We start from the raw sequence: 25,221 nt of genomic DNA, 5'->3' as shown, positions 1-25,221 counted from the left end.
AGAATGAAGGGAATGCGTAGGCTAGCCGCCCTGCGTAGCGCGGATGATGGTAAGGCGGTCGTTGGTTTGCAGGGGGTAGCTGGCCCACTCCGGGCGGGGCACTACCATCTCGTTCACGGCCACGGCCATGCCGCGCTGGCTGGCCACGTTTAGCTCCGTTAGCACCTCGGCCAGGGTGCGGGCAGTAGGCGCCTCTTGGCGCGTATTGTTTACATAGTAGACCATGCAACTAAGGAGGTTAGTTGATTGATAATCTGACTATAAACAATAGGAAGTGTGCACCATGAGCCCACTAGGGCACACGCGTGCTTTCTGCTACTTTTCCCTTCGCAGGTATCAGCCTGATCAGGTTCAAAGGGTATCATCTCAGTCCTGGCTAGCAGGACACCCCTAAAGTTTACGCCGCTAACGTAGCGCAAAGGCCTGGAAACGCCAAACACAAAATTTGGGTAGCACAGGGGTTAGCAACTAGTGCCTGGGCATAAACATGACCTAACCAACTGGCAACAAGCCGCCTGACTAAGAGAGCTTACCACCCACTACATATGCATACTTTATTCCACCTACAAGCAACGAGGCTACCTTACCCCAGCCGATTATCTGTCGGTTGAGGTAGGGTAGCCTCGTTGCTTGTAGGTGCAATCCTTGTGGAATTGACTCCGTTCTGCTGACCGGCCTAGGCCGGATCGGGCGATTTGAGGCGCTTCATGAAGGCCCCAAAGGCTGGCCCAAACTCTTCGAATAGCGGATGCTGCCGGTTTTTCAGCAGTACTTCACCGAAGAGCTTCAAGCCAATAGCAAACTCCGTAGCCTGGCCTGGTTCCACAAACGGGTCACGCTGCTGCATTAAGCTGATGATGCGGAACAGGTCGTCGTGGTTCTCAAATTCCAGCTTTAACGGTTCTGGCTGAGAACTATCAGGTTGCGGGCTGTGCACTTGCTCTAGGTGCAGGCGGTAGGTATATGCGCGCTTACTCATGGCAAAATGACTGTATGGAATGAACATTCAATAGGTTGCGTACCCGGTTGCGGGGCTAGGCTGGCGACAGTTTTAAACTAACCGCCAAGTAGTACCTGCGCACTGGGGTAGCCCAGGTGGCTTACTGCCAGCCGCCGCCCAAAGCCCGGTACAGCGTCGTCACGGCCTGTAGCTGCTGCTGCCGGTCATTGATGCCATTGAGTTGGGCTTGTAGCAAGCTTTGCTGCGCCGTAAGCACCTCAGTGTAGTTTGCAAAGCCATTCTTTAGCAGGGCTTGGCTGTAGGTCACCGATTTTTCCAGGGCATCGAGCTGCTGGGTGCGCACGGCAGCCTTGTCGCCAGCGGCTTGGTAGGAGTATAGGGCGTTGGAAACTTCCTCCCCGGCCGTGAGCAGAGACGTTTGCAAGTTCAGGCGTGCCTCCGTCTGCTGGGCTTCCGATACCCGTAGGCGGGCTTTGTTGGCGCCCCGGTTGAGGATAGGCTGCACCAAGCCACCGCCCAAGGCATAAAATACCGCCGTAGGGCTAATCAAGTTTTCCGGCTGGAAAGTGGAGTAGCCGCCATTTCCGGTGAGCGTGAGGGCTGGGTAGAAGTAAGCGCGGGCCGCGTTAGTCAACTCAAAGGCAGAGCGGTAGGCGTACTCAGCTTGCTGCACATCGGGGCGGTAGCGTAGTAGCTGGGCGGGCACCCCAGTTTGCAGGGTGCTCACAACCTCCTGGCTTTGCAGGGTGCTCCGCGGAATGGCGCCGGGCACGCGGCCTAGCAAGGTGCTCAGCGTGTTTTCTGTTTCCCGAATCTGCTGCTTAAGGTCGGGGATGCTGACCTCGGCGGCGTAGCGGTTGGCTTCGCTCTGCACCACGGCCGCCCCCGTCACAATACCGGCCGTTTTCAGGGCCTGCATGGTTTTCACGTCCTGAATGCGGTTTTGCACGGTTTGCTGGGTGATGTCAAGCTGCTGGTCTAGGGCTAGCAGGAGATAGTAGTAGTTTGCTACGTTGGCTACCAGGCTGGTTTGCACCGTGCGCTGGTAGGCCTCGCTTTGGCGCAACTGGGCCAGGTAGGCCTTTTTGGAGCTGCGTAGCTTACCCCACAAGTCGGCCTCCCAGCTTGCAATACCGAACAGCTGGTACTGGGTACCGGCCGGAAAGGAGCCCAAGCCGTTGAAGGCGGCTTGCTTGGCGCGCGTTACGTTGCCGGTGGCAGAGAGCGTAGGCAGAAAAGCGGCCTGGCTCTGGCGGAAATAGGCATCGGCCTGCTGCACCCGGGCTGCGGCCACTTGCAGATCGAGGTTATTGGCAATTCCCTCGGCAATCAGGCTTTGCAGCTGCGGGTCGGTGAACAAAGTCCGCCAGGGCAACTGGGCTAGCGTGGTCGTGTCCGTGGGTACCACGTCGCGGTACAAACCCTCCACTTTGGTGGTGGGCGCCTCGTAAGGCTTCGTGACCTGACAGGAGGAAATATAGAAGAGCAGCAGGAGGCTGCACAGCCACCGCAACTTGGAAATAGTCATACTCAGGAAAGATCTAGCGTTCAGAAATGAGTCCCGCCCTGGCGCCCTTGACGTAGCGAGGAAGCTACCCAAGGCCGCAGGCGAAAGTCCCTTAGTGGGCCGGCAGTGCCGTCGGGACCAAAGGCCGGGCTGATGTATCGGCTGCTGCCGGTTCAGCCTCAGCCGCTACTGGCGGGCCACTGATGCGCTCCTGCAGGCTTTGAAACATGATAAAGAGCACCGGAATCACGAACACCCCGAACACGGTTCCGATCAGCATGCCCCCCACGGCGGCCGTACCAATGGAACGGTTGCCCACGGCCCCGGCCCCGGAAGCCAGCATCAGCGGCACCAAGCCCAAAATGAAGGCAAATGATGTCATCAGGATGGGGCGGAAACGGGCCCGCGCGCCTTCAATGGCGGCTTCCACTAGAGACATGCCGTGTCGGCGCCGCTCCAGCGCAAACTCCACAATCAGAATGGCGTTCTTCGCCAGCAACCCAATGAGCATGATGAGCGAAATCTGCAGGTAGATGTTGTTATCGACCCCGAACAGGCTGGCGAAGATGAAGGCCCCGGCCAGGCCGATGGGCAAGGACAGCAACACCGCGAAGGGCAGAATGTAGCTCTCATACTGGGCGCTGAGCAGGAAGTACACAAACACTAGGCACAGCCCAAATATGTATACCGTCTGGGAGCCGGCCGATATTTCCTCCCGGGTCAACCCCGAAAACTCATAGCCGTAGCCAGCCGGTAGGGTTTGCTGGGCCACTTCCTCAATGGCCTTGATGGCATCACCGGAGCTGTAGCCCGGCTTGGGGCTACCAGTAATGCTAACGGCCGAGTACAGGTTGAAGCGGTTCAGCGTTTCGGGGCCGAATACGCGAGTCAGGGTGATGAACTCGGTGATGGGGGCCATGGTGCCGTTGGCCGAGCGCACGAAGATGCGGTTGAGGCTTTCGGGATTAGTGCGGTAGGCGGCGTCGGCCTGCACCATCACGCGGTACTGCTTACCAAACTGGTTGAAGTTGGACGCGTACAAGCCGCCGAAGTAGCCCTGCAAGGTGGTCAGCACGTCGCTGGACGTAAGGCCGGCTTCTTTGGTGCGAGCCACGTTCACATCTACTTGGTACTGCGGAAAGTTGGGGTTGAAGCCCGTGCTAGCAAACAGAATTTCCGGCCGCTGGCTCAGGGCCGCAATAAACTGCTGGCTGACTTTGCCCATGGTGGCAATATCACCACCGGCCCGGTCTTGTAACTGCACTTCGAAGCCGTTGCTGTTACCAAAGCCCTGCAAGGTAGGTGGCGAAAAGAAGATGATTTTGGCATCGCGGATATGGGCCGTGCGGGCAAACAGCTCCCCGATGGTAGCCGCAATCGGCTGGTTTTTGCGCTCATCCCAGGGGTTGAGCTCCATAATTACCATGGCGTAGGAACTACCCGCGCCATTGAGGAAGCTCTGCCCGGTGATGCGGCTGTGGGTGTGCATCAACGACATGGTGCTGGCAATGCTGTCTACCTCGTTGGCTACCTTCTGGGTGCGCTCTAGAGAGGCCGACGCCGGCAGGCTGATATCGGCGAAGATGACGCCGCCGTCCTCGTTAGGCACGAAGCCCGCCGGCGTGGTGCGCAGCAGCCACCAGAAAATACCGCCCGCCAGCGCAATGCCCGCCAGGCCTATCCACTTGTGGCGGCTCAGGAAGCTCACCGAGCGGGTATAGCGCCCCGTCACCGACTCAAAACCGGCGTTGAAAGCAGTGTAGAACCGTTGCAGCAGACCACTCTTGGCGTGCTCGCCCTGAGGATGAGGCTTGAGCAACAGGGCGCACAAGGCTGGGCTCAACGTCAGAGCATTCACGGCCGAAATCAGGATGGCAATGGCCAGCGTGAGGCCGAATTGCTTATAGAACACGCCTGCCGAGCCCGTAATGAACGACACCGGCACGAATACGGCCGCCATGACCAAGGTAATGGAAATGATAGCGCCGGTAATTTCGCTCATGGCCGACAGCGTGGCCGCCTTGCCGGAGGTAGCGCCGGCGTCGAGCTTGGCGTGCACGGCTTCTACCACCACAATGGCATCATCGACCACAATACCAATGGCCAGCACCAAGGCAAACAAGGTGAGCAGGTTAATGGTGAAGCCAAATAGGTTCAGGAAGAAGAACGTGCCCACAATGGCTACCGGCACGGCAATGGCCGGAATGAGAGTGGAGCGGAAATCCTGCAGAAAGAGGAACACCACGATGAATACCAGTACGAAGGCTTCAATCAGGGTGTGAATCACCTTCTCGATGCTGGCATCCAGAAATTTGTTGGCATCAGTGAGGGTAGCCGTGTGCACGCCTTCGGGGAAGGAAGCCGAAGCCTGCTCAATGAGCTTCTTGCTATTCTCTACCACTTCCTGGGCGTTGGAGCCTGCCGTTTGGTTAATGGCGATAATCACGCTAGGCTTGCCCTGGGTGGCCGAAGTGCTGGAGTAGCTGAGCGCGCCCAGCTCAATACGGGCAATATCTTTGAGGCGCAGAATCTGGCCGGTATCAGTCGTGCGAATCACGATGTTACCGTACTCGGAGGCCTGCACTAAGCGGCCTTTGTACTTAAGGATGTACTGAAACGCCTGCCCGCTATTTTCGCCAAACTTACCCGGGGCGGCTTCAATGTTTTGCTCAGCCAGCGCCGCCGATACATCCCGCGGAATCAGGCCGTAGCTAGCCATTACGTCGGGCTTCAGCCAGATGCGCATGGAGTAGTCGCGCGAGCCGAAGGCCGACGCGTCGCCTACCCCACTCACCCGCTGAATCTGCGGAATCAGGTTGATTTTGGCGTAGTTCTGCAGGAAGGTCTGGTCGTAAGCTGGGTTGTCGCTGTAGAGCGAGAAGATGAGCAGCATGCTGCTTTGGCGCTTGCTCACCGTCACGCCGGTTTGCGTAACTTCCTGGGGCAAGAGCGGCGTAGCTTTGCTTACCCGGTTCTGCACGTTCACGGCGGCCAGGTCGGGGTCGGTGCCTTGCTTGAAGTACACGGTGATGGTAGCGGCGCCTTCATTGTTGGCGGTGGAGGTCATGTAGGTCATGTTCTCTACGCCGTTGATTTGCTCTTCCAGCGGCACTACCACGGAGCGCAGTACTACGTCGGCATTGGCGCCGGTATAAGCGGCTGACACCTGCACGGTAGGCGGCGCAATTTCCGGGTATTGCGACACTGGCAGCGACACCAGTCCCAGCACCCCCAGAATCACCAGGAGCACGGAGATGACCGTCGAGAGGACGGGTCGTTCGATGAATATCTTAAACATGAGTTGTTGCGAAGTAGGTTAGCGGGGCGAGGCCGAGGCTGTAGTATCGGGCATAGCGGGGCGGGGCTTAATGGCTTGGCCATCTTGCAGGGCGCTGACGCCTTCCGTTACAATCTGGTCGCCGGCTTGTAGGCCCTCGCGCACCACGTAGCGGCGGCCGTCGGGCAGCGCCTGCACCTGGATTTCGGTATTTTTCACCTTGTTATCGGGGCCCACTACATAGGCGAAGTGCTTGCCTTGCAGCTCATAAGTAGCCGACTGGGGCACTACCAGGGCGCTGGGCACTTGCTGAGGCAGGCGCACTAGGCCGGTAGCTCCGCTGCGCAGTACGCCCGCGGGGTTGGGGAAGCTGGCGCGCACCGTAACGGAGCCCGTTTGGGTGTTTACGAGGCCACTGGCCGCTTCCACGCGGCCCGGCTGGGCGTACACGCTACCATCGGACAGCACGAGTTGCACGCTGGGCAGCTTGCTGAGGCGCTCCTTGCTGGTGGTGCCGGGCGTAGCTTGGCTGAAAGCCAGGGCGTCTTTCTCGTTGATGGAGAAATAGGCCCGCACCGTACCAATGCTGGCTACAGTGGTAAGAGGTTCAGCAAGGGAGCTATTAACCAAGGAACCCAGCTTATAGGGCAGGGTGCCAATTACCCCGTCGGCGGGGCTGCTGATGCGGGTGTAGCTCTGCGTCTTTTGGGCGTTTTGCAGGGTAGCACGGGCCTGGGCCAGGGCCGCCCGCCGCGACTGGAGCGTGGCTTGGTAGGCCTGCAATTGATAGTTGCTCAGAATGTTCTGCTCTACCAGCGGCTGGGTTTTCTGCACGTCGAGCTGGGCGGCCGTTACGTCGGCCTGGGCACTGAGCACGGAGGCTTGGGCGGAACGCACCTGCTGGTCTGACTCGTCACTGTTGAGGCGGAACAGGAGCTGGCCCTTCCGCACCCGGGCGCCTTCATCCACTAGCACCTGGTCGATGAAGCCATCAACCTTGGGGCGAATTTCAACGTTGGCCTGGCCTTCCAGCACCGTGGGATAGTCCGTATGCAGCACCGCCGTTTGGGGCGTGAGCGTCAGCACGGGGTAGTCTTTTACTTGCTGCTGTTGCGCACCAGGAGGCCCCCCGGCGGCTGATTCCTGTTTTGAGCTGCAAGAGGTAGCCCCTACCAGTAAGGTGAGTAGGCAGGCGGCCAGAGATGGAGCGACTTGTTTCATGCCACGAAGGTCCTGCGGGCCGCTTCGGGCCGGAAATCGAACTTCGTGAGTGCCGCTTTCGGGTAGTTGAGTGCCGAAAAACCAGCCGCGAATTTTGCAGCGACTGCACGACACGGACGCTTACCTGGCGTAATAAGACCTCGCTCTGTACGCCGGAAGCCAATTTCTCCTTAGCGAGAAACCTCTGCTTTAGCTCTTATGAGCAGCACTTTATCAACCGTATCCAATCCCTCATCGACAACGCATCTCCGCTAGTGCGCAGTGAGTTACTATCTAAGACAGAAACTGTATTTGCTATAGCCAGCTACACGGCCACCCTTACTGCTCACCGAGCAGAGGCAAAATGAATGATGGCCAAGAGCAGCTTTACCCTGCGTACCTCAGTGAAGAGCGGAAATGGACTTTCGCAGGTACTGCTATTTTCTAGAAAATGGAAAATTTCCGTCCTCTGAAAACGTTCTGCTATCAGAACTGTAGCTCGACCTCAAACCCACTGGTTATCAACCGTCTACTTGCCCAGCCATTCCTTAAACTCGGTGGCCCGGTCGCCGCTTACTAGCACTTGCTGCCGGGCCGATGGCTGTAGTTCCAGCTCCAGGCGACCCGCAGAATAGTTGTGAATCACATCAATAGCGGGTAGGCTTACGAGGTATTGCCGGTTCACGCGGAAGAACTGCCGTGGGTCAAGCAGCTGCACCAACTTGTCGAGGCTGTAATCTACGGCCAGGTGCTGGCCCTGCTTGGTCACTAGAAAGGTGGCACCTTCTTCAAAGCAAAAGTAGGCTACCTCCGTGGTTTCAATGCTGCGCAGCTTCTGGCCCACCGTCACCATAAACCGGTCTTTGTGGGTGGCGGCGTCTTGGGCAGGCTGAATCAGGCGCAGCAGGGCGGGCAAATCGGCGGGGGTGAAGTGCTGCCGTAGTTTCTGGTACTTACTCATGGCGGCCACCAGCTCGTCGTAGTTCACGGGCTTAAGCAAGTAGTCGATGCTGTTCACCCGAAATGCCTGAATCATATACTCATCGTAGGCCGTGGTGAAAATAATGGGCGTACTGACTTGTACCTGCTCGAAAATGCGGAAGCCGAGGTCGTCTTCCAGGTGAATATCCAGGAAAATCAGATCGGGGGCCGGGTGCTCGCGGAGCCACGCTACCGAGGCCGCTACGGAAGGCAGGCGGGCCAGCACCTGAATAGTGGAATCATACTTGCGCAGTTGGCCCTCCAGGCGCTTGGCCGTCAGGTTTTCGTCTTCGATGATGAGTACGTTCATGCGGAAAGCAGGGGAATACGGACGATGAATTCGCCACCACCTTCGGTTATTTGCACGGGGCGCCCAGTAAGCAGGTGGTAGCGGTTATGAATGTTGGTTAGGCCCACGCCGGTAGAGGCGTAGGTGGCAGGCCGCCGCTGCAGCGTATTGCGCACTACTAGGTCTTCGCCATCCAACTCAATGTGTACGAGTAGGGGCTTCTGCTGCGACATGGTATTGTGCTTCACCGCATTTTCTACTAGCAGCTGCAGCGTGAGTGGCGCAATCTGGTAGGCGTGCCGCGCCGCCTCTGGCACCCGTAACTGCACGTCGAACTTCTCGTCGAAGCGGATTTTGAGCAGGAAGGTGTAGGATTGAATGAAGGCTAGCTCGGTTTGCAGTGGCACTAGGTCGTGGTCTTGCTGCTCAAGCGTGTAGCGGTAGGCCCGGGAAAGCTGGTCGATAAACTTCTCCGATAAGTCGGCATCTACGTGCACTAACGACGACAGAATGCTGAGGCTGTTAAACAGGAAGTGCGGGTTTACCTGGCTTTTGAGGGCGGCAAGCTGTACGTGCGCCTTCTCGGTTTCCAACTGCTGGGTTTTGGTGGCAATGACGCGCACGCGCTGCTGGGCGCGGGTGTTGGCCAGCAAGTAAAACACCGACAGCATCAGCATGAGGAAGTAGCCGTTGAGGGAACGGCGCCATACGGCCAACTCAACGGCTCCCGCTTTGCTGCGCGCCACAATCAGGCCATGCTCGGCAAACTCCTGGTCTATCAGGTGCATGGTAGTGCCAAACAACAGGATAAACCCGACCGACAACCCAATGCAGATGCCTACCGTGAGGAGTTGAACGTTCCAGGGCAAATCCAGGGAAAAGTCTTCCCCGAACCGTCGTTGCAGCCGAATTTGAATCCACTCCACCGCGTGCACCCACCCCCAAAACACCAGCAGTATAACAATGGCCCCGCTGAGCACCGACGGCAACACTTGCAGCAAGCTAATCCACGCCCCGCCTAAGTTCTTCCAATGCTCTCCCCAATGGGCATAGTTCAGATACACCAAAATGGGGTAGTAGATCAGGGTAAGGCTAAACGCGACTCGCCACTTTTGCCGGCCGGTCAGGCGGGTGGTGGCAGGAAGAAGGGGAACAGACATGCAGTAGTAAGGTCAGTGAGCCCGGCCTTACTACTCCGGTTGGCGGAGGCCAGGCTAGGCGCATACCTTAAAAGTAACCGGTTGGGGGCGGCAGCTTCTGCTCAAGCTCCAGGAATGCCCAATAATCCCCCACGAATCGGGAATTTGGCCGGGTGAATTCAGCACCATGCTCTTCTTTCTACCAGCTATACTGCCCTTTTGCCCTGAGTAAGCCACCGAATGGCTGGTAAGGCCTTACACTCTTTCTCTTCACTTAGTATACAGCGGCCTTACCCTTGATGTTCTGCTACGTAGGCATGAATTGCCTGTACCTGTATACCATCTAAGGGCTTGTGAATAAACCCGATGACCAGAGGAAACTCTTCCGACCGGACCTGGTCGGCGGGAGCCAGGGAGGACGTGAGAATGTAAATGAAGCAGCGCCCCGTGAGTTGGGCTTCGTAGGGCTGCAAAGCCGACAAAAAATCCCAGCCATTGAGCACGGGCATGTTCAAATCCAGCAGGATAACATCGGGTACCGACTCCTGGGAAATGGCGTGCAGAACAGAGTCCAAGGCCTTCTCGGGCGACTCAAAGGAGTGCAGTCCTTCGCCAAAGCCTTCGCGCTGGAATAGTTTCTCGGTGAGGAATACGCTGATGAAATCGTCATCCACAAGGAATGTCCGCATATGTATTAGGGGAGATACAAGGAAAATTCGGTGCCAATACCCGGCTGGCTTTGCACCGTAATGTGGCCACCAAGAGCCGTTACGTAGGCCTGAACAAAATAAAGCCCGAGCCCCCGGCCACTGGGCTCGGCATGAAACCGTTTGTACAACTTAAATACGTCTGCCCCTGCCCTTGCCCGGTCAAAGCCCGATCCATTGTCTGCCACGGTCACGTGCACGCCTCCCGTGGGAATAGCCTGGCCCGTCACTACCACCCGCAACGGGCGCTGAGGCTCCCGGTATGCAATGGCATTGACCAGCAAGTTGCGGAAAATGTTGAATAATTGAGTATGCGTACCATATACGGTCAGTTCGTCGGGCATCAGAACCGTTAGTGTCCCGCCCGATTGGCACAGCGACTCCCGCACCCGGTGCTGCACTTGCGCTAGCACTTGGCCCAGGGGCACTACCGTGCGGTTTCCAACCACCCCATGGGTTTCACGAACCGAAAGAATGGTCGTTAGCTCGTGCAACAAGCCGTCGAGCTGCTGCAAGCTGAGAATCAGGTGTTCCTGCACCTGCTCCTGCTCCGAGCCGTGGGGATGTAGCATTCGAGCCAAGCCCAAGGCATTGGCCAACGGCCCCCGCAAGTTGTGCGATACCAAGTAATTGAACTCCTGCAAGTCCTGGTTGTGCTGGTATAAGTCCTGCGCCAGTCGTTCCTGCCGGGCCTCCGTTTCCTTACGCGGCGTAACGTCACTGAAGTACACTGATAACCCTTCGCTGGAGGGGTAAGCCTTCACCTCTAACCACATTTCGCGCGGAATAGAATACGCCTCAAATTTGACCGCGTGCCCTACCCTCTTTGCGTGCACAAAGTGCTCGTAGAATACCTCTGACCCAGTTTCGGGGAAAACTTCCCAGTAGCCCTTACCCAGTATTTGCTCTTCTTTCAGCTTGAGTAGTCGCTCCACTTCCGAGTTGAGGTAGGTGATGCGCCATTCATTGTCCATGAGAAACACGGCATCCGTAATACTCTCAAACAAGGTGTTGAGCGTGTGCGCTTGTTGGGCAATGAGCTGGTGCGAGGCCGTCAGCTCGGAAATATCCCGGCACACCACGTGTACGCCCGTAATGGTGCCGTCTTCAATGAGGGGTACTTTCGATACGCTAAGCACTTTGGGCACCGCCCCGCGAAATTGAACGGCCACATCGAAGGTCACAGACTTTCCCTCAAAGGCTTCGAGGAGCTTTTGCTTGAATAGGGGAATAAGATGTGAGGGTAGAAAATCGTTGATGTGTCGCCCTACTACTCCCGGTTTCGGGAGGTGGAGCAAGGAAAGGCCGTGTTTACATCCACAATGACCCCTTCCCGGTTTTGGAACAGTAAGAAGTCTAGGTTATTCTCAAACAGAGACCGAAACCGTTGTTCATGGTCTACTGATGGCGCCGGCTTATTCATAAAACGGACACGTAGATAGATTGCACGCAGTTACTGACGCCTACTTAGTTTTCACTGGGTATACCACGATATTGCCAAGCTATAGTGGAAGAAATACGAGAAGAAGCCCGAGAAGTTCCCTTAAGGCTCCATCTACGCATATTTTAGCAGGGAATAGTTACATCAAGCAGCTATCTTGCTCTTGGATGGCAGGTGCAAGGACGCCCCAGAACGGTTACGCCCGCACGCTAAGCCACTAGACTAAGCGCGCGGCGCTGGAACAGTGCATACACGTTGGGTTGCAACTCCCCGCTGGGTAAGGTATGCACGTAGGGATGGTGGTCGATGAGTGCGTAGCCGCCGCCCAAAAAAGCCGCTAACTGGCTTAGCTCGTACGGATGAGCCAGAAAATCGCCTTCCCGCAGGGGGCCACCCGGCAGGGCTACGCTAAGCATCACCCAACCCTGGCCGGGCTCCACCATGTGGTCGAGCAGCTGACGGTAGGCAGTGAGGTGAACCGGGAGCGTAAGCACGCGCAACATGGCCCGGTCGTGCCAGAGCAGTACGGGCCCTAACTGGGGCAAATGGCGAGCCTGGGTGACATCATCAACCAGCCAGAGCACGCGCTCGGCTTGCACGGGTTCTAGCTGTTGCTGGTGAACCTCCAAGGCCCCAGGGCTCAGGTTGGCGGCAATAAGGTTGGTATACCCCTGGGCCAGCAAATCATCTAGGAATGAGGCGCTGCTGGATCCTAAATCGAGGATGGGAGCATCCAGCGGCAGGCCCGCGTGAGTTAGCAAGCGAGAAGCAATCTGGTTTAGTGGGGTTGACGAAGCAGGTACAACAGGCTCTTCCGAATGGAAGGTGGGAGTAGGGCACATAAGAAGCTATAACGGGATGACTAACGGAAGAGATACCCTCTAGAGCTACGAAAACGGATACCAAAGCAGTTCTTCTGCCCAGCCAGCACCTTAGTTAGCGCTCAAGCACTGCACTTACCCGAAAGCGCTGAATTGAGCGAGCAACAATATGGCTCTTCCCCTACTCCCGGCGCTATGCGTTGTGCCACCGTGGGGCCTTCGCGGAGGCGGATAGTCGGAGCGGTTTGGAACGCAGCCGACAGGAAAACGATGGACTAGACCATTTGGTACTCTGCCCCCACCTGCTGCCTGTATTTTGCACTTTAGTGGTGTGTACTACTACTAAATTACAACTTGGTAATCAGCAGAATAGCTAGCCGTAAACAAGCTACTACCCCGTCAACACCTCCGCAATCAAACAGTACGAGGGCGCAGCACCGAAGCTGAGCAGTGGCAAAGCGCATTGCTGTCTCCCGGTACCATTTGAAGCAGACAATTTCACTTCCACTCTGCGGTAGAAAACCTACTGCGTAGGCTTACAAGCATAGGGTGGTACTGCTACGCCTCATTCCTTTATTCTTTGTGCCGCTGATGCACAAGAAATATGTCGTTTTAGAAACCTATTCTTCGTAGTGCAGTCGGCTTAGCTGGCCTCCGTATGGCAATATTTGCCCAAAAACATTAAGGTAAAACGCACTTGTCTACCTACTGTCAAGCTTGGCATTCTCTTCCTAACGCACCGCAGCATTACCCGTAGCTGTATGTAGCGCGGCGGTGTTGCACACACAAGAGCGCCGGTAACCCCGGCGCTCTTGTGTGCTACTCAACTAGCTGGGGCTCCACTCCTATTTCGTACCCGCAACGGGAGTAATAGAGAATTCTTCAAACTCTACGGGGAAGCCTTTGCCATCGGGGGCGGCGCACATTAGGCCTACCTGTACTTTTTGGCCGGGCGTGGGTGGGAAGTAAGCCAGGCGCAGCATCTTGAACTCCTTATTGTCGAAGGAATACTGAATCTCTACGTAGTCGCCCTTGCGCAGCAGCGTAAGCCACACGGCCTTGGGGCTATCCTGGCGGGGCACCACCGACCAGTCCGACACATCCCGGGTCACCACGGCACTCACGTTTTGCACACCCTTCACGTACTCAATGCCCGTCTTGATCCAGTTCTTCTCGTCTAAGCGGATCATCAGCCCGGCTTGGTCATATAGCTCTTTGTAGTGGCCCACTACCTTCACCTTGGCCAGGAAGTCGCCCTCCTGCTCTTGGTAGTAGAAGTGCCCATTGTCGCGAATGAAGCCGTAGTGCGTCACGCGCCAAAAGTCCGTGCCGCCCTCTACTTGCACCTGCATTTTCGTGGGCGTGATGGTGGTTTTCTTGGGCGCATTCTGCCAGCGCATAGCGGAAAAGGATTGGGCCGAGGCGGAGAGGGAACTCAGCCCCAGCGCGGTGAAAAGAAGGGCAGTAGCCGGTAGTGTTTGCATAAGGCACAAGTAGGCGCTGGCTTTGGTGGTAGAGAACCAGCAACAGTTAGGTGGATGAAAGGCGCAATTAGAGGTACAAATAGCAGGCGCATCATCCGGCAAAGACCTTGGTTGAAGCAACCGATATTTTCATGCCTTACGGCACTGGTGCAAGCTATACATATAGCATCCTGCTTTCTGCATCTCTTACTGCCATAAACGCATACACAACTACCCAAACCAGCCTACTGGCTACAATGCAAAATGGGTGGCAGAGCAAGAGTTTGGTGACTAACTCTTGCTCTGCCACCCACTTCCGGGAGCTTACATAGCGCCGCGTTACTTCCAATCAGGTAGCGAAGCGTTCTGAAACAGGCGCGTACGGCCGTAATCAGCCAAACGCAGAGTCCACACGTCGGGGGCACTGAGGCCGTCGTTTACTACATTGACAAAGATGACCCGGCTGCCGTCGGGAGAAATGCGGGGGTACAGGTCATTCGTACCATCGGGCTTATCGTCGACACTGGTAGGACCGGCCGCCGAAAGGTCTACCACTCCGGTGCCATCCAAGTTCTGAATAAACAGGTGGGCATTCAGCTGCCGACCCGTTACGTCGTCAAGGCCCGCCAGGTCGCGCGAGTACAGAAACTGCCGGCCATCCAGGCTAAACGTGGGGGAGTCTAACCGGCCAGGTAGGTTGGTTAGCACTTGGGTGCGGTTTGAGCCGTCGGCATTCATTAAGTAGACTTCCGAGTCAAACACCTGGGAGCCGATGGTTTGAACCAGCACGCGGTTGCCCTGGGCCGTCCAGTCGCACTCCCGGAAGTGCCGACCAGCGGGGGCCGTGCTCAGGAGCGTGCGCCCCGTGCCGTCGCGGTTGATGCGGTAGAGTTGATCGTAGTGGGTGTACAGCAACTGGGAGCCATCCGGCGACCAGCAGTAGCCCAGGCCCTCGTTGTAGTACCCCTCCACCGACAGCGTTGTGATGCGCCGCGGGTCGGAACCGTCGCGGTTCATGGTGTATAGCTGAAACTGGCCGGTGGCATTGGAGGTGTAGGCAATCCGGTCGCGGTTGGGGCTCAGCTTGGGGGCAGTTTCAATGAAGGCTGACGTGGTAAGACGCTGAGACTCGCCAGCCGCATCGGCCGCGTAAATGTCGGTGTTGCCATTCATCTGCCGCACATAGAGGTACCGGTTTTCGGGGAGGGGTTTGGTTTGGAAGCGCCACACGTCGCCGCGCACAACAATTCCGGCCTGGTCTCGCACCAGCACCTGCCAGAAATACACGGTGTTGTATTTGAGGGCCGTCACGGTCACCGCCGTATCGCGGGAGTTGGTGAGCAGTTGGGCGCGGGTGGTAGAGTTGCTTTCGTAGAGCACTACGTCGCTGCGGAGGGAGTCGGCCTTGCCATCGGGGTCCGTCACGCGCCAGCGGAGCGTCACGGAAGCCGGATCTACCCCAGTGGCTTGGTCGGCGGGAACTGGGGATGCCGGTAAATTGGGCGGGCGGTTGCTGCCGGTGGCTCGTTCCAGCACAATGGTCATGGCGGTGGCCCCGCCCTGGGCAATGGTTACCGGAATGTCCTGGGCGGTGTAGCCGGTTCTGCGGGCGGTGATAGTGTACTTGCCCGTACCCAAATTGGCGAGCACAAACCGACCCTGAGCATCAGTGGTGAAAGAAGAGGTAGCAGGGTTGGTAGTAATCACCACGTTGGGCAACGGAAGGTTAGTGCGGCTTTCCAGCACTAATCCTTCCAAGGACCCAAGCTGCGAAGGCTCAATGGTGTTTTCTTCGCAGGCAAGTAGCAGAGGGCTTAGCAGAAGTACCAGCAGCCAACTAGCCCTGGTACGCAATAAACTATACATAGAAAGGAAGACGAGTTCGAGGCAAAAAGGAGCCGAGCTCCGGAGGCAAAGCAAGGTAGCACCTGCGCTAGATAGCAGAGCTCACCGCGTTGTCGTCCCACGAAGCAAACCACCTCCCGCAGACAGCCGTGAGGCACAGTCCGCGGGAGGTGGCAGCACAGAAATGGCTAGGGGCGGTAGGTAGCCTGCCCTTGTTGAATAGTCATGTTGATTCCGTTGCCTACCATCTTCACCTCGTAGCCAGGGGGGGCCTGCGAGCCGCTTTCCACTTGCCGAAGCTGATTGTTGGCGCCCTGCTGTAGCACTGAGTACTGACGCTGGTTTACCGTCAGCTGCTGGTCTACCAGATTACGCGTACCACTTTGGGTAATTTCGGAGGTAGTACCGTAGCCAGTGATGGTGCTTAAAGCCACGTTTTCCGTGCCTGCCTGCGTGATGGTGGTGAGGTTGCTACTGCCTACCTGCGTGATTTGCGCCATGTTGGCCGTACCCTGCTGAGTGAGCTGAGCCACGTTCAACCGCCCCGTGGACACCAAGGCGGCGGGGGTGCCCTCCACTTGTTCCGGACGTAGCTCTTGCAATAGTTGCTGTTCCGTAGCAGCGGCACTTTGGGCCCGGCCCTGGTGGGCGCTTATAGCGAAAGTAGCCGCGGCTAGGAAAGCAAAGAGGTTTGTTTTCATAAGAAGGTAGAAAGAAGAGCACCTAGTGTTGCCTGAGCTCAGAACGATTAAGCCCCCCAGATGGCGGCCGCTAGCTACCTTACTGGTTTTGCCTGATGACCAGCACATTGCCGCTACCCGACTGAGAGGTTTCACTGCGGTTGCCGTACTGGCCCTGGTAGGTGCGCACCGAGTTATACTCGCCTACTTGCTCCTGGCGGGCGTAGTTGTTACTGCCGTACTGCTCAATTAGGGCCTGGTTGCCATTGCCGCCCGCCTGCACCTGCACGGCTTGCTGGGCGGCGCCGTACTGGCGGATGGTGACCATGCCGCTCTCCTCGCCACCGGCGGCGGCAAAGTTGGTTTGGGTTTGCGAGGCCACGTGCCGCTCACCCGTTTGCTCAACGGTAGCAATGTTGTAACCGTTTGTTTGAGCTTGCGTAGCTGTGTTCTGCTTGCCGTTTTGGGTAAGGGTAGCTGCCTGGTTTTGCCCTGACTGGGTTTGCGTAGCACGGTTGGCCGTTCCTAGCTGAGTGAGGGTAGCGCTAGATAAGACCGTACCCTGCTCTTGGCGGCTGCTGTTGTCACTACCCGTTTGCGTAACCAAAAGCGTGCTCTGCGCAGATGGAACAGAAGCGCCTTCGCTTTGCTGCTGCACTTGGCTGACCACGTTGCGGTTGCCGTTCTGGGAAATGGTAGCCGACACGGACGTTCCTCGCTGCAGCTGATTAGCGACGTTACTCACGCCGTTTTGCGTGGCGGCCACTTGTGAAAGCGAGCCTTCCTGGATTTGCATTAGTCGGTTGCTACTACCCATTTGAGAGGCGCGCGCCGCGCTGGCCAAGGAGGTCTGGGTCTGAGTTAGGGAGTTGTCGTTGCCATCCTGCGTAGCCTCGGCGCCGTTGCTGCCGTTGCGCTGTACCTGCGTAGCAACGTTTCGTACTCCCACTTGGCCAATGCTGCCGCGCTGCCCCCCTAGCTTGAAGCTGCCAACCTGATCTTGGGTGGCGCGGTTGCTGGTACCATCTTGGGTGATGGTTGCAACATTTTCGCCGCCACCCTGCTGTTGTGAGGCGTAGTTGGCGGTACCCGTAGTCTGGTTCACCAACAGTCGACTGGGAAAAGACCCATCCTGCACCTGCACGGCCGTGTTGTAGCCGCTGCTCTGGTTTACCTGCATAGCAGAACCGACAGTTCCGTTTTGCTGCTGGCTTACGCTGTTGCCATTGGCGGTTTGCTGCACCTCCATGATCGTACCTATACCGCCTACCTGTGCTTGCGTGGCTTGGTTGGCGTTGCCTACCTGTGTGATGAGGATACGGGAGGTGCTAGCGCCTTGCGCCGTTTGGGTAGCTTGGTTGCTGTTGCCCGTTTGCTGAATAGTGGTCTGAACGTTAATCCCCGATACCTGCTGGGCCGCCTTGTTACCAAAGCCCGCTTGGGTTGTCGATGCGCTATGCATATCACCCAACAAGCTTACCTGGGCGTCATTATAGGTGCCCGTCTGCTCTATCGAAACCAAGTTGTTATTCCCTGAAGTCGTTATCTTCTGGGTGTTGTTTTGGGCCGCAGCGGCACCGGCCGCTAGCAAAGCGGCAACTAGGAATGTAGCTTTTTTCATGGGCGTAATGATATGATGGGTGGAAGGCTGAAGCCAGGGGTAATAAATCAGTGGCAATAAATTCTTTAGCTAAATCAAGGTAGTTATTGTATATAATCTATCAAATATTATTTATAAACAAATTAATTCATTTATAGTAGCGTAACCGCATCGAAAAGCGGATGCTTACTGATTTTGCTTGCTGATAATTCGGCTGTTGCTACCCTCCTGGAATACCTCGCTGCGGTTGCCAAATTGTGCTTGGTAGGTCTCTACGGAATTATTGAACCCTGCCTGCTGCTGACGGCCATAGTTGTCGTTGCCGTTCTGAAATAGTACCGTGTGGTTGTTCGAACCTTTGTCTTGTTGCTGCGCGCCCCGGTTACCGTTGCCGTACTGGATGGTATAAGCTGAAGTGTTGGTGCTAGTTTGCGCCTGGGACGCCTGGTTGCCAGCTCCATCTTGCTCAATGTAGGCTGTGGTGCGCGGGGTAGTCTGCCGCTGTTCCGCGCGGTTGCCGTTGCCGGTTTGCGTAATGGCTGCGTCCTCTGCGCCGTTCCACTGCTGGTCTTGGGCCGCCACGTTTCGGTTACCTACCTGGCTTACCGTTGCCTTACCGCTCCCGCCCTGCATTTGGGTAGCCACGTTGCCCACGCCGTGCTGGGTGGCCGTAACCTCCGATACCACGTTGCCATTCTGCTGCTCCTGCACCAGCGTATTGGCACTTCCTACTTGGGTGGCCGTGCTACGGGAGCCCAATGCCACCTGCTGCTGCGAAATGGCATTGTCGTTGCCTGACTGCGACGCCAGGGCCTGATTGGAGCCATTGCTTTGGTCCTGACTGACGCGGTTGCGCGTACCATTTTGCTCAATTATGCCGCGCTGACCACCCAAGCGGAAGTTGCCGGTTTGCTCCTGCATAGCGCCGTTGCCGTTGCCTACCTGGCGGACATCGGCGTGGTTGTTGCCGCCCGATTGTAGCTGGTGAGCCTGGTTGGCACTCCCCCCTGACTGGTGAACCGTGGCCGTTTCCGTAAACGGATTGGAGTTGGCTTGGTGCTGCACCGCCGTATTGTAGCTCCCTAGCTGCGTGGCCGACAGAGTGGAGTTGGAAAGGGCGCCTTGTTGCTGCTGGGTGGCGCGGTTGCCCGTACCCGTTTGCGAAAGGGTGGCGGTGTTCGTGTACCAGCCGTTCACTTCCTGGGTAGCCACATTGCTAGCCCCTACCTGCGTAATGTGAGCCTTGGAATCCATAATCAACAAGCTCTGGGTAGCCTGGTTGCCGCTCCCCGACTGCAAAATGAAGGCTTCATTACGGGGGCCCTGCACTTGCTGATTGATGCGGTTGCCGGAGCCGCTCTGGGTAGCAGCCGCGTTGATATTTTCGCCCGCAACGGCGGCCTGAGCCATGTTGTGCGCCCCCGTCTGGATTACCGTTACCGCGTTGTCGGAGCCCGATGAGGAAAGCCGCTGGATATTGTGTTGCGCACTCGCTACCCCTGTGGTTAGTAGCGTAGCTAGTAGAAAGGTGATTTTTTTCATGAGCTCGGGAAGCCTGAGAAAGGCCAAAAGATGGAAGTAGATCGAGAAAAAGAAGACGAAACAGAAGGGCAGGCACCCTACTACCTAGCAGGGGCCCGCGGCAGCAGGTAAAACGCCACGCCGGCCCGGGCACTCCAATAAAAGTCGTTGTAGCGGCCTAGCCGTACTTGATCTAGCCGATCGGAGAAGTAGTAGTGATGATCGACGCCCAGCGTAAAGCCAAGTCGGCTGGAAGCTAGTAGCTCAAGCCCGGCCCCTGCCACCACGTGTGGGAGCACCACGGCGGAGCCCGTTGCTGGAGCGCGCAGGGTAGCTCCGCCCCCAACCACCAGGTAGGGAGTAAACTGCTCCCGCGGAAAAAACCGGTACTGAGCGCACAGTTCGGCGTAGTTGAATTGAGCGCGGTAGCTTTCCCCCGCCCCTAGCGCAAACCGCCCTAGCTGCAAGGCCCCCGCCCACCGGCCGCTGCCGGCTCCTTGGTACTGCAAGGCTACCTGCCCGCCCCCGCGCACTTGCGGGTTGCTCAGGTCGCCGGTGTAGCGCACGGCTGCCCCTGTAACGGCAATGCCTAAGGCCCCGCGCCGGTCGAGTTGCTGGCGGCCAAGCACGTCTACCTGCTGATTATCGGCCTTCTCCGCAAAGTAGGCCGTAATGCCGGGGCCAGTGGTTTCGGCTGGGTTGCGAGGAGTCCATAGTCCATCGCGCATGCCTTCGTACACCATGGCCTGCACCGATTTTTCAATGGCATCCTTCACGGCAATTTCCGTGGGCTCGTTGTAGGTGAAACCCGTCTCGGCTTCCAGCAGGCGCTGAAACTTCACAAACCGAAACATGCTGGCTCCTACTTGCTGAGACAGGATGGTTTTGGTGGTGTACACGGTTTTCAGAATTTCGCCGGTGCTGGTGCTAATGGCCCGCAGGTACACTGTTACCCGATCTTGCCGGTACTGGCCCGAAGCCCCCGCCCCAAAGTAGCGCAAGCCCGCCCCCCCCGTGAGCATGTTGGCGTCGTACGAAACAATGCCGCCTTCCAGCAGCACCCCTGCAAACAGCAACGACGGTAGTACCGGCTGGGGCTTGCCCGTGAGTTGGGAATACTCGGCCCGACTGGAGCGAATGATTTTGCGCTCGTTGAGCAGGTTGCTCAGGTTTTCGCGCTCAATGGCGTTAAACCACTTCGACTCTTCCAAGGCCCGAAGCAAAATGCTGGTAGCACCCTGGGTGACGGCCGTGGAGAAACTAGTGCCGTTGTCGGCGGGCTTGTACTGGCCGGTTTGGTCACGAAACTTATACACGGCCACCACAATGCGCTCCTTGGGCTCGGGTAGCTGGCGCAACAAGCTGTTGCCTTGCAACTCTGCTCCTAAACGCGCCCGCTCCTCCCGGACCGGCTGGTGAAAATAGGCGGCACAACTACTCAGCCCCAATAACAGCCCTCCCAGCACCCAACGATAATATGGTATTGCTTTTTTCATTCGGCAGGTGCCAGCGCCTATAGCCCTGGTATGGTAATCGTCGTTTGGTTGCCCGTACTGGTATCCAGGATATTAATGGAGAAGCCGGTTCCGTTGGGGTTCACCCCTATTTGGTAGGTGCCTACAGAATAGTTTCCCGGCCGGAGAGGGTCGGCACCCGTACCAAATTGGTTGCCCACGAGGCGCTGGGCCAGCTGCCCCAGAATCTGCTGGTTCAGGCTTTGCTGAAACTGCTGCAAAGGGTCGAGTTGGGCGGGCGCTTGGGGGGCGTTTGGGTCCTTGGTGGAGTTCTGGGCCTGAGCCGAGCTTTGCAGCCACTGATAGTTGAAAGAGTCGCCGCCGAATGCCGGGTTTACGGGGCGGTAAATCAGGTCTTGGGCCGCAGCCGGATGCCACCCAAGCACAGCAACGAGGGCAGCGAAAAAAGGAAGCAGTACAGTTGTTTTCATGGACAGAACAGAGCGGGCGGAAGGGAAAGGACTAGTACACTTCAGTACCAGGATTATCGGCGGTGGTATCCAGTTGCTGGCTGACGTTGCGGGCGTTGATGAGGTAGTCGAGAGTTAAGCTGAGGCTGTAAGCGACGGCGTCCTCAATGGCGTCGTTGTTGGGCGACAATGGCAGGTCTACCAGCGCATTATCATTGACGGTGACGGAGATGAGCGTGGTGGTACCCCGACCGGGCTTCTCCTGAATGACAACCGTGTATTCGCCCAAACCCTGGGGCGGGTCCCATTGCCCGTAAAACAGGCCGTAGAAGTCGCGCCCAATCTTGGTGATGGTCTGGTCGATTACCAGGCCGTTGATTTCTGCTTCGGGCAACTGGAGGCGGTTGTTTTGCAGGGAGTCGGGTGTGGCAGTGGCTTGCAAGAGCAGGCGCAGGGCCTCTTCTACCTTGGCCGCGGGCAAGGTGCCTGGAGTGGCGGCGGGGGCACCCCCCGTGGGTGGGGGGCGTTTTGCTGGCGCTGGCGCCGGCGCGGAAGCTTTCGGCTTCACCTGGGCGTAGCTGGGCGGAGCAGTTTGCAGCATAATGCCACCCAATAGCACTAGCCAAAACCGCCTGCGAAACGTCAGCAAGGTGTTTACCATGGGTGGTGCCCACCGGTACCTGAATAAGATAGTGATAATCGTAAGCAACCGCACAGACCAATATTTATTCAATATTCAATTATTTAGTTGAATAATACTATAAAAATATGTTTTTATTGTTATCGACTCAACTGTACTAGGAAAGTAACTCACTCCTGCTGCATGTCCTTGGTTAGCAGTCTATGACACTGTTCCTTATCTCATACCACAAGCGAGCAGCACGGTCTGTCCACGCAGCACCTCTGCCACCCTGCCCTTTACCCGCTGATTTGTAGATGGAAGCTGTTACTTCAGCCGGAATAATGACCCGCTGCTTACCGGGCACGCTGAAATTTCGTAAGTTCCTGCTCCGACCTTTTTTGCCATTTCCCCTTTGTTTGCTGCGTACCGTTTTCACTTTCTCTGGTTAGTAAGCTTTCTGCTAGTAGAAGGCACTGCGCAGGGTTTTGCTCCTGCTTCAGTAACCGAGCAACCGTTGCCGGGTCCGGTTCCCGGCCGGCCAGCAACGCCTAGTGCTTCCTCACCAGCGCATTCGCCAGCGGTAGGTAGCTTACGGCAGTTTTTGCTGGCGCATCGGCAGCCAGATACGGTCCGCGTAAACCGCCTCAATTCCCTGGCCCTTTTGCTGCGCTCAAATAGCGCCACTGAGTCGGCTACTTTGTTCAGGCAAGCCCTGGCATTGGCAACGCACCTGCACTACATGCGCGGCCAGGCCGATGCCCTATTCGGGCTGGGCTACTACTACCGGGAACAGAGCCGCTACGTGCAGGCATTAAACTATACTCAGCAGGCCCACCAGCTCTACGTGCGGTTGCAGGACCGCTTCAACGAAACGCGAGCCATCTATGGGCTGACGCGCATTTACTTTGAGCAAGGCCTATATGGGCAATCCTTAGCTGCCAACCTGGCGGGGCTACAGCTGGCCCGTACGGAAAAGCTTACCAAGCCAGAGCTATTTCTCCGCATCCAACACGGGCTCACGAGTACGGCCCTGGGCGAGTACGACCAGGCCCGCCGCAGCCTACTTCGGGCCCTGGGCCTAGCTAAGCAACTGCACGACGCCATCGGGTATGGCCACGCCTACACGGCCTTGGGCGAGCTAAGCGAGCAGCAGCAGCAGTGGGCTCGGGCCCAGTACTATTATACCCAGGCCCTACGTAGCTACCAGCCCGTGTACAACGAGCAAGGACTGTTGCCTACCCGCATCAACTTGGTAAAGATGGATGAGTACCAAGGCCGTGCAGCCCAGGCACTTGCCCAGGGACGCGTCTTACTGCGCGAGGCCCGCACAACCCGGGAAATGGCGCGCTTGCAACTCGTTCTATCCCGTGCTTTTTTGCGTACTGGCCAGCTCGACAGCGCCCAATACTACGGCATGCAGAGCTTGCGCCTGAGCCGAACCAGCAACCTTAAGGAGGAGGGCGCCGCGGCCGCCACGCTCTTGGCTAGGGCAGGAGCCCAACAGGGCGATTTTGTGGTAGCCTACCGTTACCAGCGGGAAGCCGGTGCCTACGCCGATAGCCTCACAGGAAATGCTACCCGGCGCCGGGTAGCAGCCCTACAATTCCGCGCCGAGCAAGAGCAGGAAGCCAGCCAGCGCCGGGAGCTGGCCCAGCAGCAGGAACTGGCTGATCTGCGCCAGCACCAGCAGCAGGCTATTTTAGCGGTGCTGACCCTGCTTGCTGGCGGCATCGTGGTCTGGACGTATAAGCGGCGGCAGCGTCTGCATGAGGAAGCTCTGCGCAAGCGTCTCGCGGCCGATCTGCATGATGATGTGGGAACGTTGCTTTCCCAAATTGCCCTGCAAAGTGGCCTTCTGCAAGAGGGCCTAGCTGATGTGGAAGGTCAGCGCGAGCAATTAAACCAAATTGCCGACGCCAGCCGCACGGCCGTCCGCCAACTGAACGACGTGGTATGGAGCCTGGATGCGCACAATGACCACCTGCCTGATTTGCTGGACCGCATGCGCGACTACGCCTACGAGGTGCTGCCGCCCGCGGGCTTTGAAGTCACTTTTGAAGTTCCTGCCGCCCTGCCCGAACAGCGGCTACCAGTACTGCTGCGCCGCAATCTGTATCTTATTTACAAGGAAGCTCTGCACAACATTCTGAAGCATGCCCGCCAGGCCAACCAGGTCACGATAGGGTTGTACTTGCCCGACCCCGGCCGTTTAGTGCTCAATATTGCGGATAACGGCCAGCCAGCTACCTCAGTTGTTGAGAACCGCCCCTACCAACACCAGCGCCGCACGGGCCACGGGCTGCGCAACATCAGCCAGCGGGCCGCTGCCGTGGGCGGCGAGGCCATTGCCAGCATGGGCCCTACTGGGTTTCGCCTGCGTGTGCAAATGCCCCTCACGTAAGGGGGTGAGTAGGCTAGGCTGCGGGGGTAGTACGGCTTTACTTGCGTGCAAGCTCCATCGCATGAATATGCGATACCGCAGCGTCATCAGGCCGCCTACCTTTGTCACCATGCAAGTTCCACTGGCCATCATTGAAGACCAACCAGCCATTCGGGAGGCGCTGCATACTTACTTGTGCGCCCAGCCTGAGTTTGACTGCGTGTTGGTTGCCGAGTCGGTGGAGGAACTACTGGCCGACCTTGCGGCCGGAGCGCCTAAGCCCCGCTTGGTGCTCTCTGACATTGGGTTACCGGGTATGTCGGGTATTGCGGGGATAGCGCAGCTGCACGAGCTAGCGCCCCAGGCTGAGGTAGTACTGATTACGGTGTACCAGGATGCCGAGCGAATTTTCAAGGCTATGTGTGCGGGTGCCGTAGGCTACCTCGTGAAAACCACGCCCTTGCCCGAAATTAAGCAGGCCCTGCTGGACGTCTTAGCGGGCGGCTCGCCCATGTCGCCAGCGGTAGCGCGCCACGTTATGCGTTACTTCCGGCCCGCCGCGCCTACCAACAATCTGACGGCCCGCGAGCAGCAGATTGTAGAAGCCCTGGAGCAAGGCCTCAGCTACAAGCTCGTGGCCGACCGCCTTGGTATTAGTATTAATACGGTGCGAGCTTACATCCGCTCCGTGTACGACAAGCTTCAAATCAACTCCAAAGCCGAGCTACTACGCCGGAGCAAAAGCCATCTATAGCTATTAGCAACTACGTTATCTATCCCTATTCTACCCACCATTGATAGCCGACTATAGTGCTACGTCTATTTCATCCACTGCCTCCTGGACTAGCCGGGAGGCAGTGGTG

General features: G+C 57.4%; 21 protein-coding genes and 1 riboswitch. Of the genes, 2 read left to right on the top strand and 19 right to left on the bottom strand.

All coding sequences use genetic code 11. The annotated features are described in order from the left end of the window. Window positions 1-21: 21 nt before the first annotated feature. The 19 genes from thiS to CHB83_RS16635 all read right to left on the bottom strand — a co-directional run bounded on the left by thiS (window position 22) and on the right by CHB83_RS16635 (window position 22,017). Window positions 22-225: a sulfur carrier protein ThiS gene (gene thiS, locus CHB83_RS16720; protein ID WP_089333445.1), complete on the bottom strand. Its 204-nt coding sequence runs from the start codon at window positions 223-225 to the stop codon at window positions 22-24. Window positions 226-305: 80 nt separating this feature from the next. Next, a riboswitch (TPP riboswitch) is annotated at window positions 306-402 on the bottom strand. A 274-nt stretch (window positions 403-676) separates the two neighbouring features. Then, window positions 677-979, bottom strand: a complete 303-nt coding sequence (locus tag CHB83_RS16715; protein WP_089333444.1) for a DUF3861 domain-containing protein — start codon at window positions 977-979, stop codon at window positions 677-679. Window positions 980-1,100: 121 nt separating this feature from the next. Then, window positions 1,101-2,489 carry an efflux transporter outer membrane subunit gene (locus CHB83_RS16710; RefSeq protein WP_089333443.1) on the bottom strand — a complete coding sequence of 463 codons (1,389 nt, stop codon included), beginning with the start codon at window positions 2,487-2,489 and terminating at the stop codon, window positions 1,101-1,103. 91 nt (window positions 2,490-2,580) lie between these two features. Then, window positions 2,581-5,766: an efflux RND transporter permease subunit gene (locus CHB83_RS16705; RefSeq protein WP_089333442.1), complete on the bottom strand. Its 3,186-nt coding sequence runs from the start codon at window positions 5,764-5,766 to the stop codon at window positions 2,581-2,583. Window positions 5,767-5,784: 18 nt separating this feature from the next. Then, window positions 5,785-6,966, bottom strand: coding sequence for an efflux RND transporter periplasmic adaptor subunit (locus CHB83_RS16700; RefSeq protein WP_089333441.1), 1,182 nt, complete (start codon window positions 6,964-6,966; stop codon window positions 5,785-5,787). Window positions 6,967-7,474: 508 nt separating this feature from the next. After that, window positions 7,475-8,236, bottom strand: a complete 762-nt coding sequence (locus tag CHB83_RS16695; RefSeq protein WP_089333440.1) for a LytR/AlgR family response regulator transcription factor — start codon at window positions 8,234-8,236, stop codon at window positions 7,475-7,477. Beyond that, on the bottom strand, window positions 8,233-9,375 hold the full coding sequence (locus CHB83_RS16690; protein WP_089333439.1) for a sensor histidine kinase: 1,143 nt from the start codon (window positions 9,373-9,375) through the stop codon (window positions 8,233-8,235). The genes CHB83_RS16695 and CHB83_RS16690 overlap by 4 nt, the downstream gene beginning before the upstream one ends. Window positions 9,376-9,644: 269 nt before the next feature. Then, window positions 9,645-10,043 carry a response regulator gene (locus CHB83_RS16685; protein WP_089333438.1) on the bottom strand — a complete coding sequence of 133 codons (399 nt, stop codon included), beginning with the start codon at window positions 10,041-10,043 and terminating at the stop codon, window positions 9,645-9,647. Window positions 10,044-10,048: 5 nt separating this feature from the next. After that, window positions 10,049-11,359, bottom strand: a complete 1,311-nt coding sequence (locus CHB83_RS16680; RefSeq protein ID WP_089333437.1) for a sensor histidine kinase — start codon at window positions 11,357-11,359, stop codon at window positions 10,049-10,051. Continuing rightward, window positions 11,332-11,484 (bottom strand): PAS domain S-box protein, encoded by a 153-nt coding sequence (locus CHB83_RS24415; protein ID WP_143437166.1) that lies wholly within the window; start codon window positions 11,482-11,484, stop codon window positions 11,332-11,334. The genes CHB83_RS16680 and CHB83_RS24415 overlap by 28 nt, the downstream gene beginning before the upstream one ends. Window positions 11,485-11,711: 227 nt before the next feature. Next, window positions 11,712-12,344 (bottom strand): hypothetical protein, encoded by a 633-nt coding sequence (locus CHB83_RS16675; RefSeq protein ID WP_089333436.1) that lies wholly within the window; start codon window positions 12,342-12,344, stop codon window positions 11,712-11,714. Between the two features lie 824 nt (window positions 12,345-13,168). Continuing rightward, window positions 13,169-13,807 carry a DUF1349 domain-containing protein gene (locus tag CHB83_RS16670; protein ID WP_245855376.1) on the bottom strand — a complete coding sequence of 213 codons (639 nt, stop codon included), beginning with the start codon at window positions 13,805-13,807 and terminating at the stop codon, window positions 13,169-13,171. A gap of 318 nt (window positions 13,808-14,125) precedes the next feature. Then, window positions 14,126-15,652 (bottom strand): carboxypeptidase regulatory-like domain-containing protein, encoded by a 1,527-nt coding sequence (locus tag CHB83_RS16665; protein WP_089333435.1) that lies wholly within the window; start codon window positions 15,650-15,652, stop codon window positions 14,126-14,128. 167 nt (window positions 15,653-15,819) lie between these two features. After that, entirely contained in the window at window positions 15,820-16,332 is a 513-nt protein-coding gene (locus tag CHB83_RS16660) for a hypothetical protein (RefSeq protein ID WP_089333434.1), read from the bottom strand. 79 nt (window positions 16,333-16,411) lie between these two features. Continuing rightward, the gene (locus tag CHB83_RS16655; protein WP_089333433.1) at window positions 16,412-17,932 is read right to left on the bottom strand and encodes a hypothetical protein; all 1,521 of its coding nucleotides are present in this window, start codon (window positions 17,930-17,932) and stop codon (window positions 16,412-16,414) included. A gap of 165 nt (window positions 17,933-18,097) precedes the next feature. Continuing rightward, window positions 18,098-19,453 (bottom strand): hypothetical protein, encoded by a 1,356-nt coding sequence (locus CHB83_RS16650; RefSeq protein ID WP_089333432.1) that lies wholly within the window; start codon window positions 19,451-19,453, stop codon window positions 18,098-18,100. Between the two features lie 80 nt (window positions 19,454-19,533). Further along, the gene (locus CHB83_RS16645) at window positions 19,534-20,928 is read right to left on the bottom strand and encodes a CsgG/HfaB family protein (RefSeq protein ID WP_089333431.1); all 1,395 of its coding nucleotides are present in this window, start codon (window positions 20,926-20,928) and stop codon (window positions 19,534-19,536) included. A 17-nt stretch (window positions 20,929-20,945) separates the two neighbouring features. After that, window positions 20,946-21,377, bottom strand: coding sequence for a curli production assembly/transport component CsgF (locus CHB83_RS16640; protein WP_089333430.1), 432 nt, complete (start codon window positions 21,375-21,377; stop codon window positions 20,946-20,948). A 31-nt stretch (window positions 21,378-21,408) separates the two neighbouring features. After that, window positions 21,409-22,017 (bottom strand): CsgE family curli-type amyloid fiber assembly protein, encoded by a 609-nt coding sequence (locus CHB83_RS16635; protein ID WP_089333429.1) that lies wholly within the window; start codon window positions 22,015-22,017, stop codon window positions 21,409-21,411. A 373-nt stretch (window positions 22,018-22,390) separates the two neighbouring features. On the opposite strand from CHB83_RS16635, the gene CHB83_RS16630 reads away from it, so the two are divergent. Then, window positions 22,391-24,379, top strand: a complete 1,989-nt coding sequence (locus CHB83_RS16630) for a tetratricopeptide repeat-containing sensor histidine kinase (RefSeq protein ID WP_089333428.1) — start codon at window positions 22,391-22,393, stop codon at window positions 24,377-24,379. 109 nt (window positions 24,380-24,488) lie between these two features. Next, the gene (locus CHB83_RS16625) at window positions 24,489-25,112 is read left to right on the top strand and encodes a response regulator transcription factor (protein ID WP_179225547.1); all 624 of its coding nucleotides are present in this window, start codon (window positions 24,489-24,491) and stop codon (window positions 25,110-25,112) included. Window positions 25,113-25,221 lie beyond the last annotated feature (109 nt).

It is taken from the genome of Hymenobacter mucosus, from assembly GCF_900188255.1.
Lineage (GTDB): Bacteria > Bacteroidota > Bacteroidia > Cytophagales > Hymenobacteraceae > Hymenobacter > Hymenobacter mucosus.
Note: the sequence above shows the minus strand (reverse complement) of the source record. Positions and strands in the feature narration are given on the sequence as shown.

Excerpts from the sequence above, each read along its gene's own strand:
- thiS (WP_089333445.1), bottom strand. The coding sequence starts at position 225 with ATGGTCTACTATGTAAACAATACGCGCCAAGAGGCGCCTACTGCCCGC.
- CHB83_RS16715 (WP_089333444.1), bottom strand. The coding sequence starts at position 979 with ATGAGTAAGCGCGCATATACCTACCGCCTGCACCTAGAGCAAGTGCAC.
- CHB83_RS16710 (WP_089333443.1), bottom strand. The coding sequence starts at position 2,489 with ATGACTATTTCCAAGTTGCGGTGGCTGTGCAGCCTCCTGCTGCTCTTC.
- CHB83_RS16705 (WP_089333442.1), bottom strand. The coding sequence starts at position 5,766 with ATGTTTAAGATATTCATCGAACGACCCGTCCTCTCGACGGTCATCTCC.
- CHB83_RS16700 (WP_089333441.1), bottom strand. The coding sequence starts at position 6,966 with ATGAAACAAGTCGCTCCATCTCTGGCCGCCTGCCTACTCACCTTACTG.
- CHB83_RS16695 (WP_089333440.1), bottom strand. The coding sequence starts at position 8,236 with ATGAACGTACTCATCATCGAAGACGAAAACCTGACGGCCAAGCGCCTG.
- CHB83_RS16690 (WP_089333439.1), bottom strand. The coding sequence starts at position 9,375 with ATGTCTGTTCCCCTTCTTCCTGCCACCACCCGCCTGACCGGCCGGCAA.
- CHB83_RS16685 (WP_089333438.1), bottom strand. The coding sequence starts at position 10,043 with ATGCGGACATTCCTTGTGGATGACGATTTCATCAGCGTATTCCTCACC.
- CHB83_RS24415 (WP_143437166.1), bottom strand. The coding sequence starts at position 11,484 with ATGAATAAGCCGGCGCCATCAGTAGACCATGAACAACGGTTTCGGTCT.
- CHB83_RS16675 (WP_089333436.1), bottom strand. The coding sequence starts at position 12,344 with ATGTGCCCTACTCCCACCTTCCATTCGGAAGAGCCTGTTGTACCTGCT.
- CHB83_RS16670 (WP_245855376.1), bottom strand. The coding sequence starts at position 13,807 with ATGCAAACACTACCGGCTACTGCCCTTCTTTTCACCGCGCTGGGGCTG.
- CHB83_RS16665 (WP_089333435.1), bottom strand. The coding sequence starts at position 15,652 with ATGTATAGTTTATTGCGTACCAGGGCTAGTTGGCTGCTGGTACTTCTG.
- CHB83_RS16660 (WP_089333434.1), bottom strand. The coding sequence starts at position 16,332 with ATGAAAACAAACCTCTTTGCTTTCCTAGCCGCGGCTACTTTCGCTATA.
- CHB83_RS16655 (WP_089333433.1), bottom strand. The coding sequence starts at position 17,932 with ATGAAAAAAGCTACATTCCTAGTTGCCGCTTTGCTAGCGGCCGGTGCC.
- CHB83_RS16650 (WP_089333432.1), bottom strand. The coding sequence starts at position 19,453 with ATGAAAAAAATCACCTTTCTACTAGCTACGCTACTAACCACAGGGGTA.
- CHB83_RS16645 (WP_089333431.1), bottom strand. The coding sequence starts at position 20,928 with ATGAAAAAAGCAATACCATATTATCGTTGGGTGCTGGGAGGGCTGTTA.
- CHB83_RS16640 (WP_089333430.1), bottom strand. The coding sequence starts at position 21,377 with ATGAAAACAACTGTACTGCTTCCTTTTTTCGCTGCCCTCGTTGCTGTG.
- CHB83_RS16635 (WP_089333429.1), bottom strand. The coding sequence starts at position 22,017 with ATGGTAAACACCTTGCTGACGTTTCGCAGGCGGTTTTGGCTAGTGCTA.
- CHB83_RS16625 (WP_179225547.1), top strand. The coding sequence starts at position 24,489 with ATGCAAGTTCCACTGGCCATCATTGAAGACCAACCAGCCATTCGGGAG.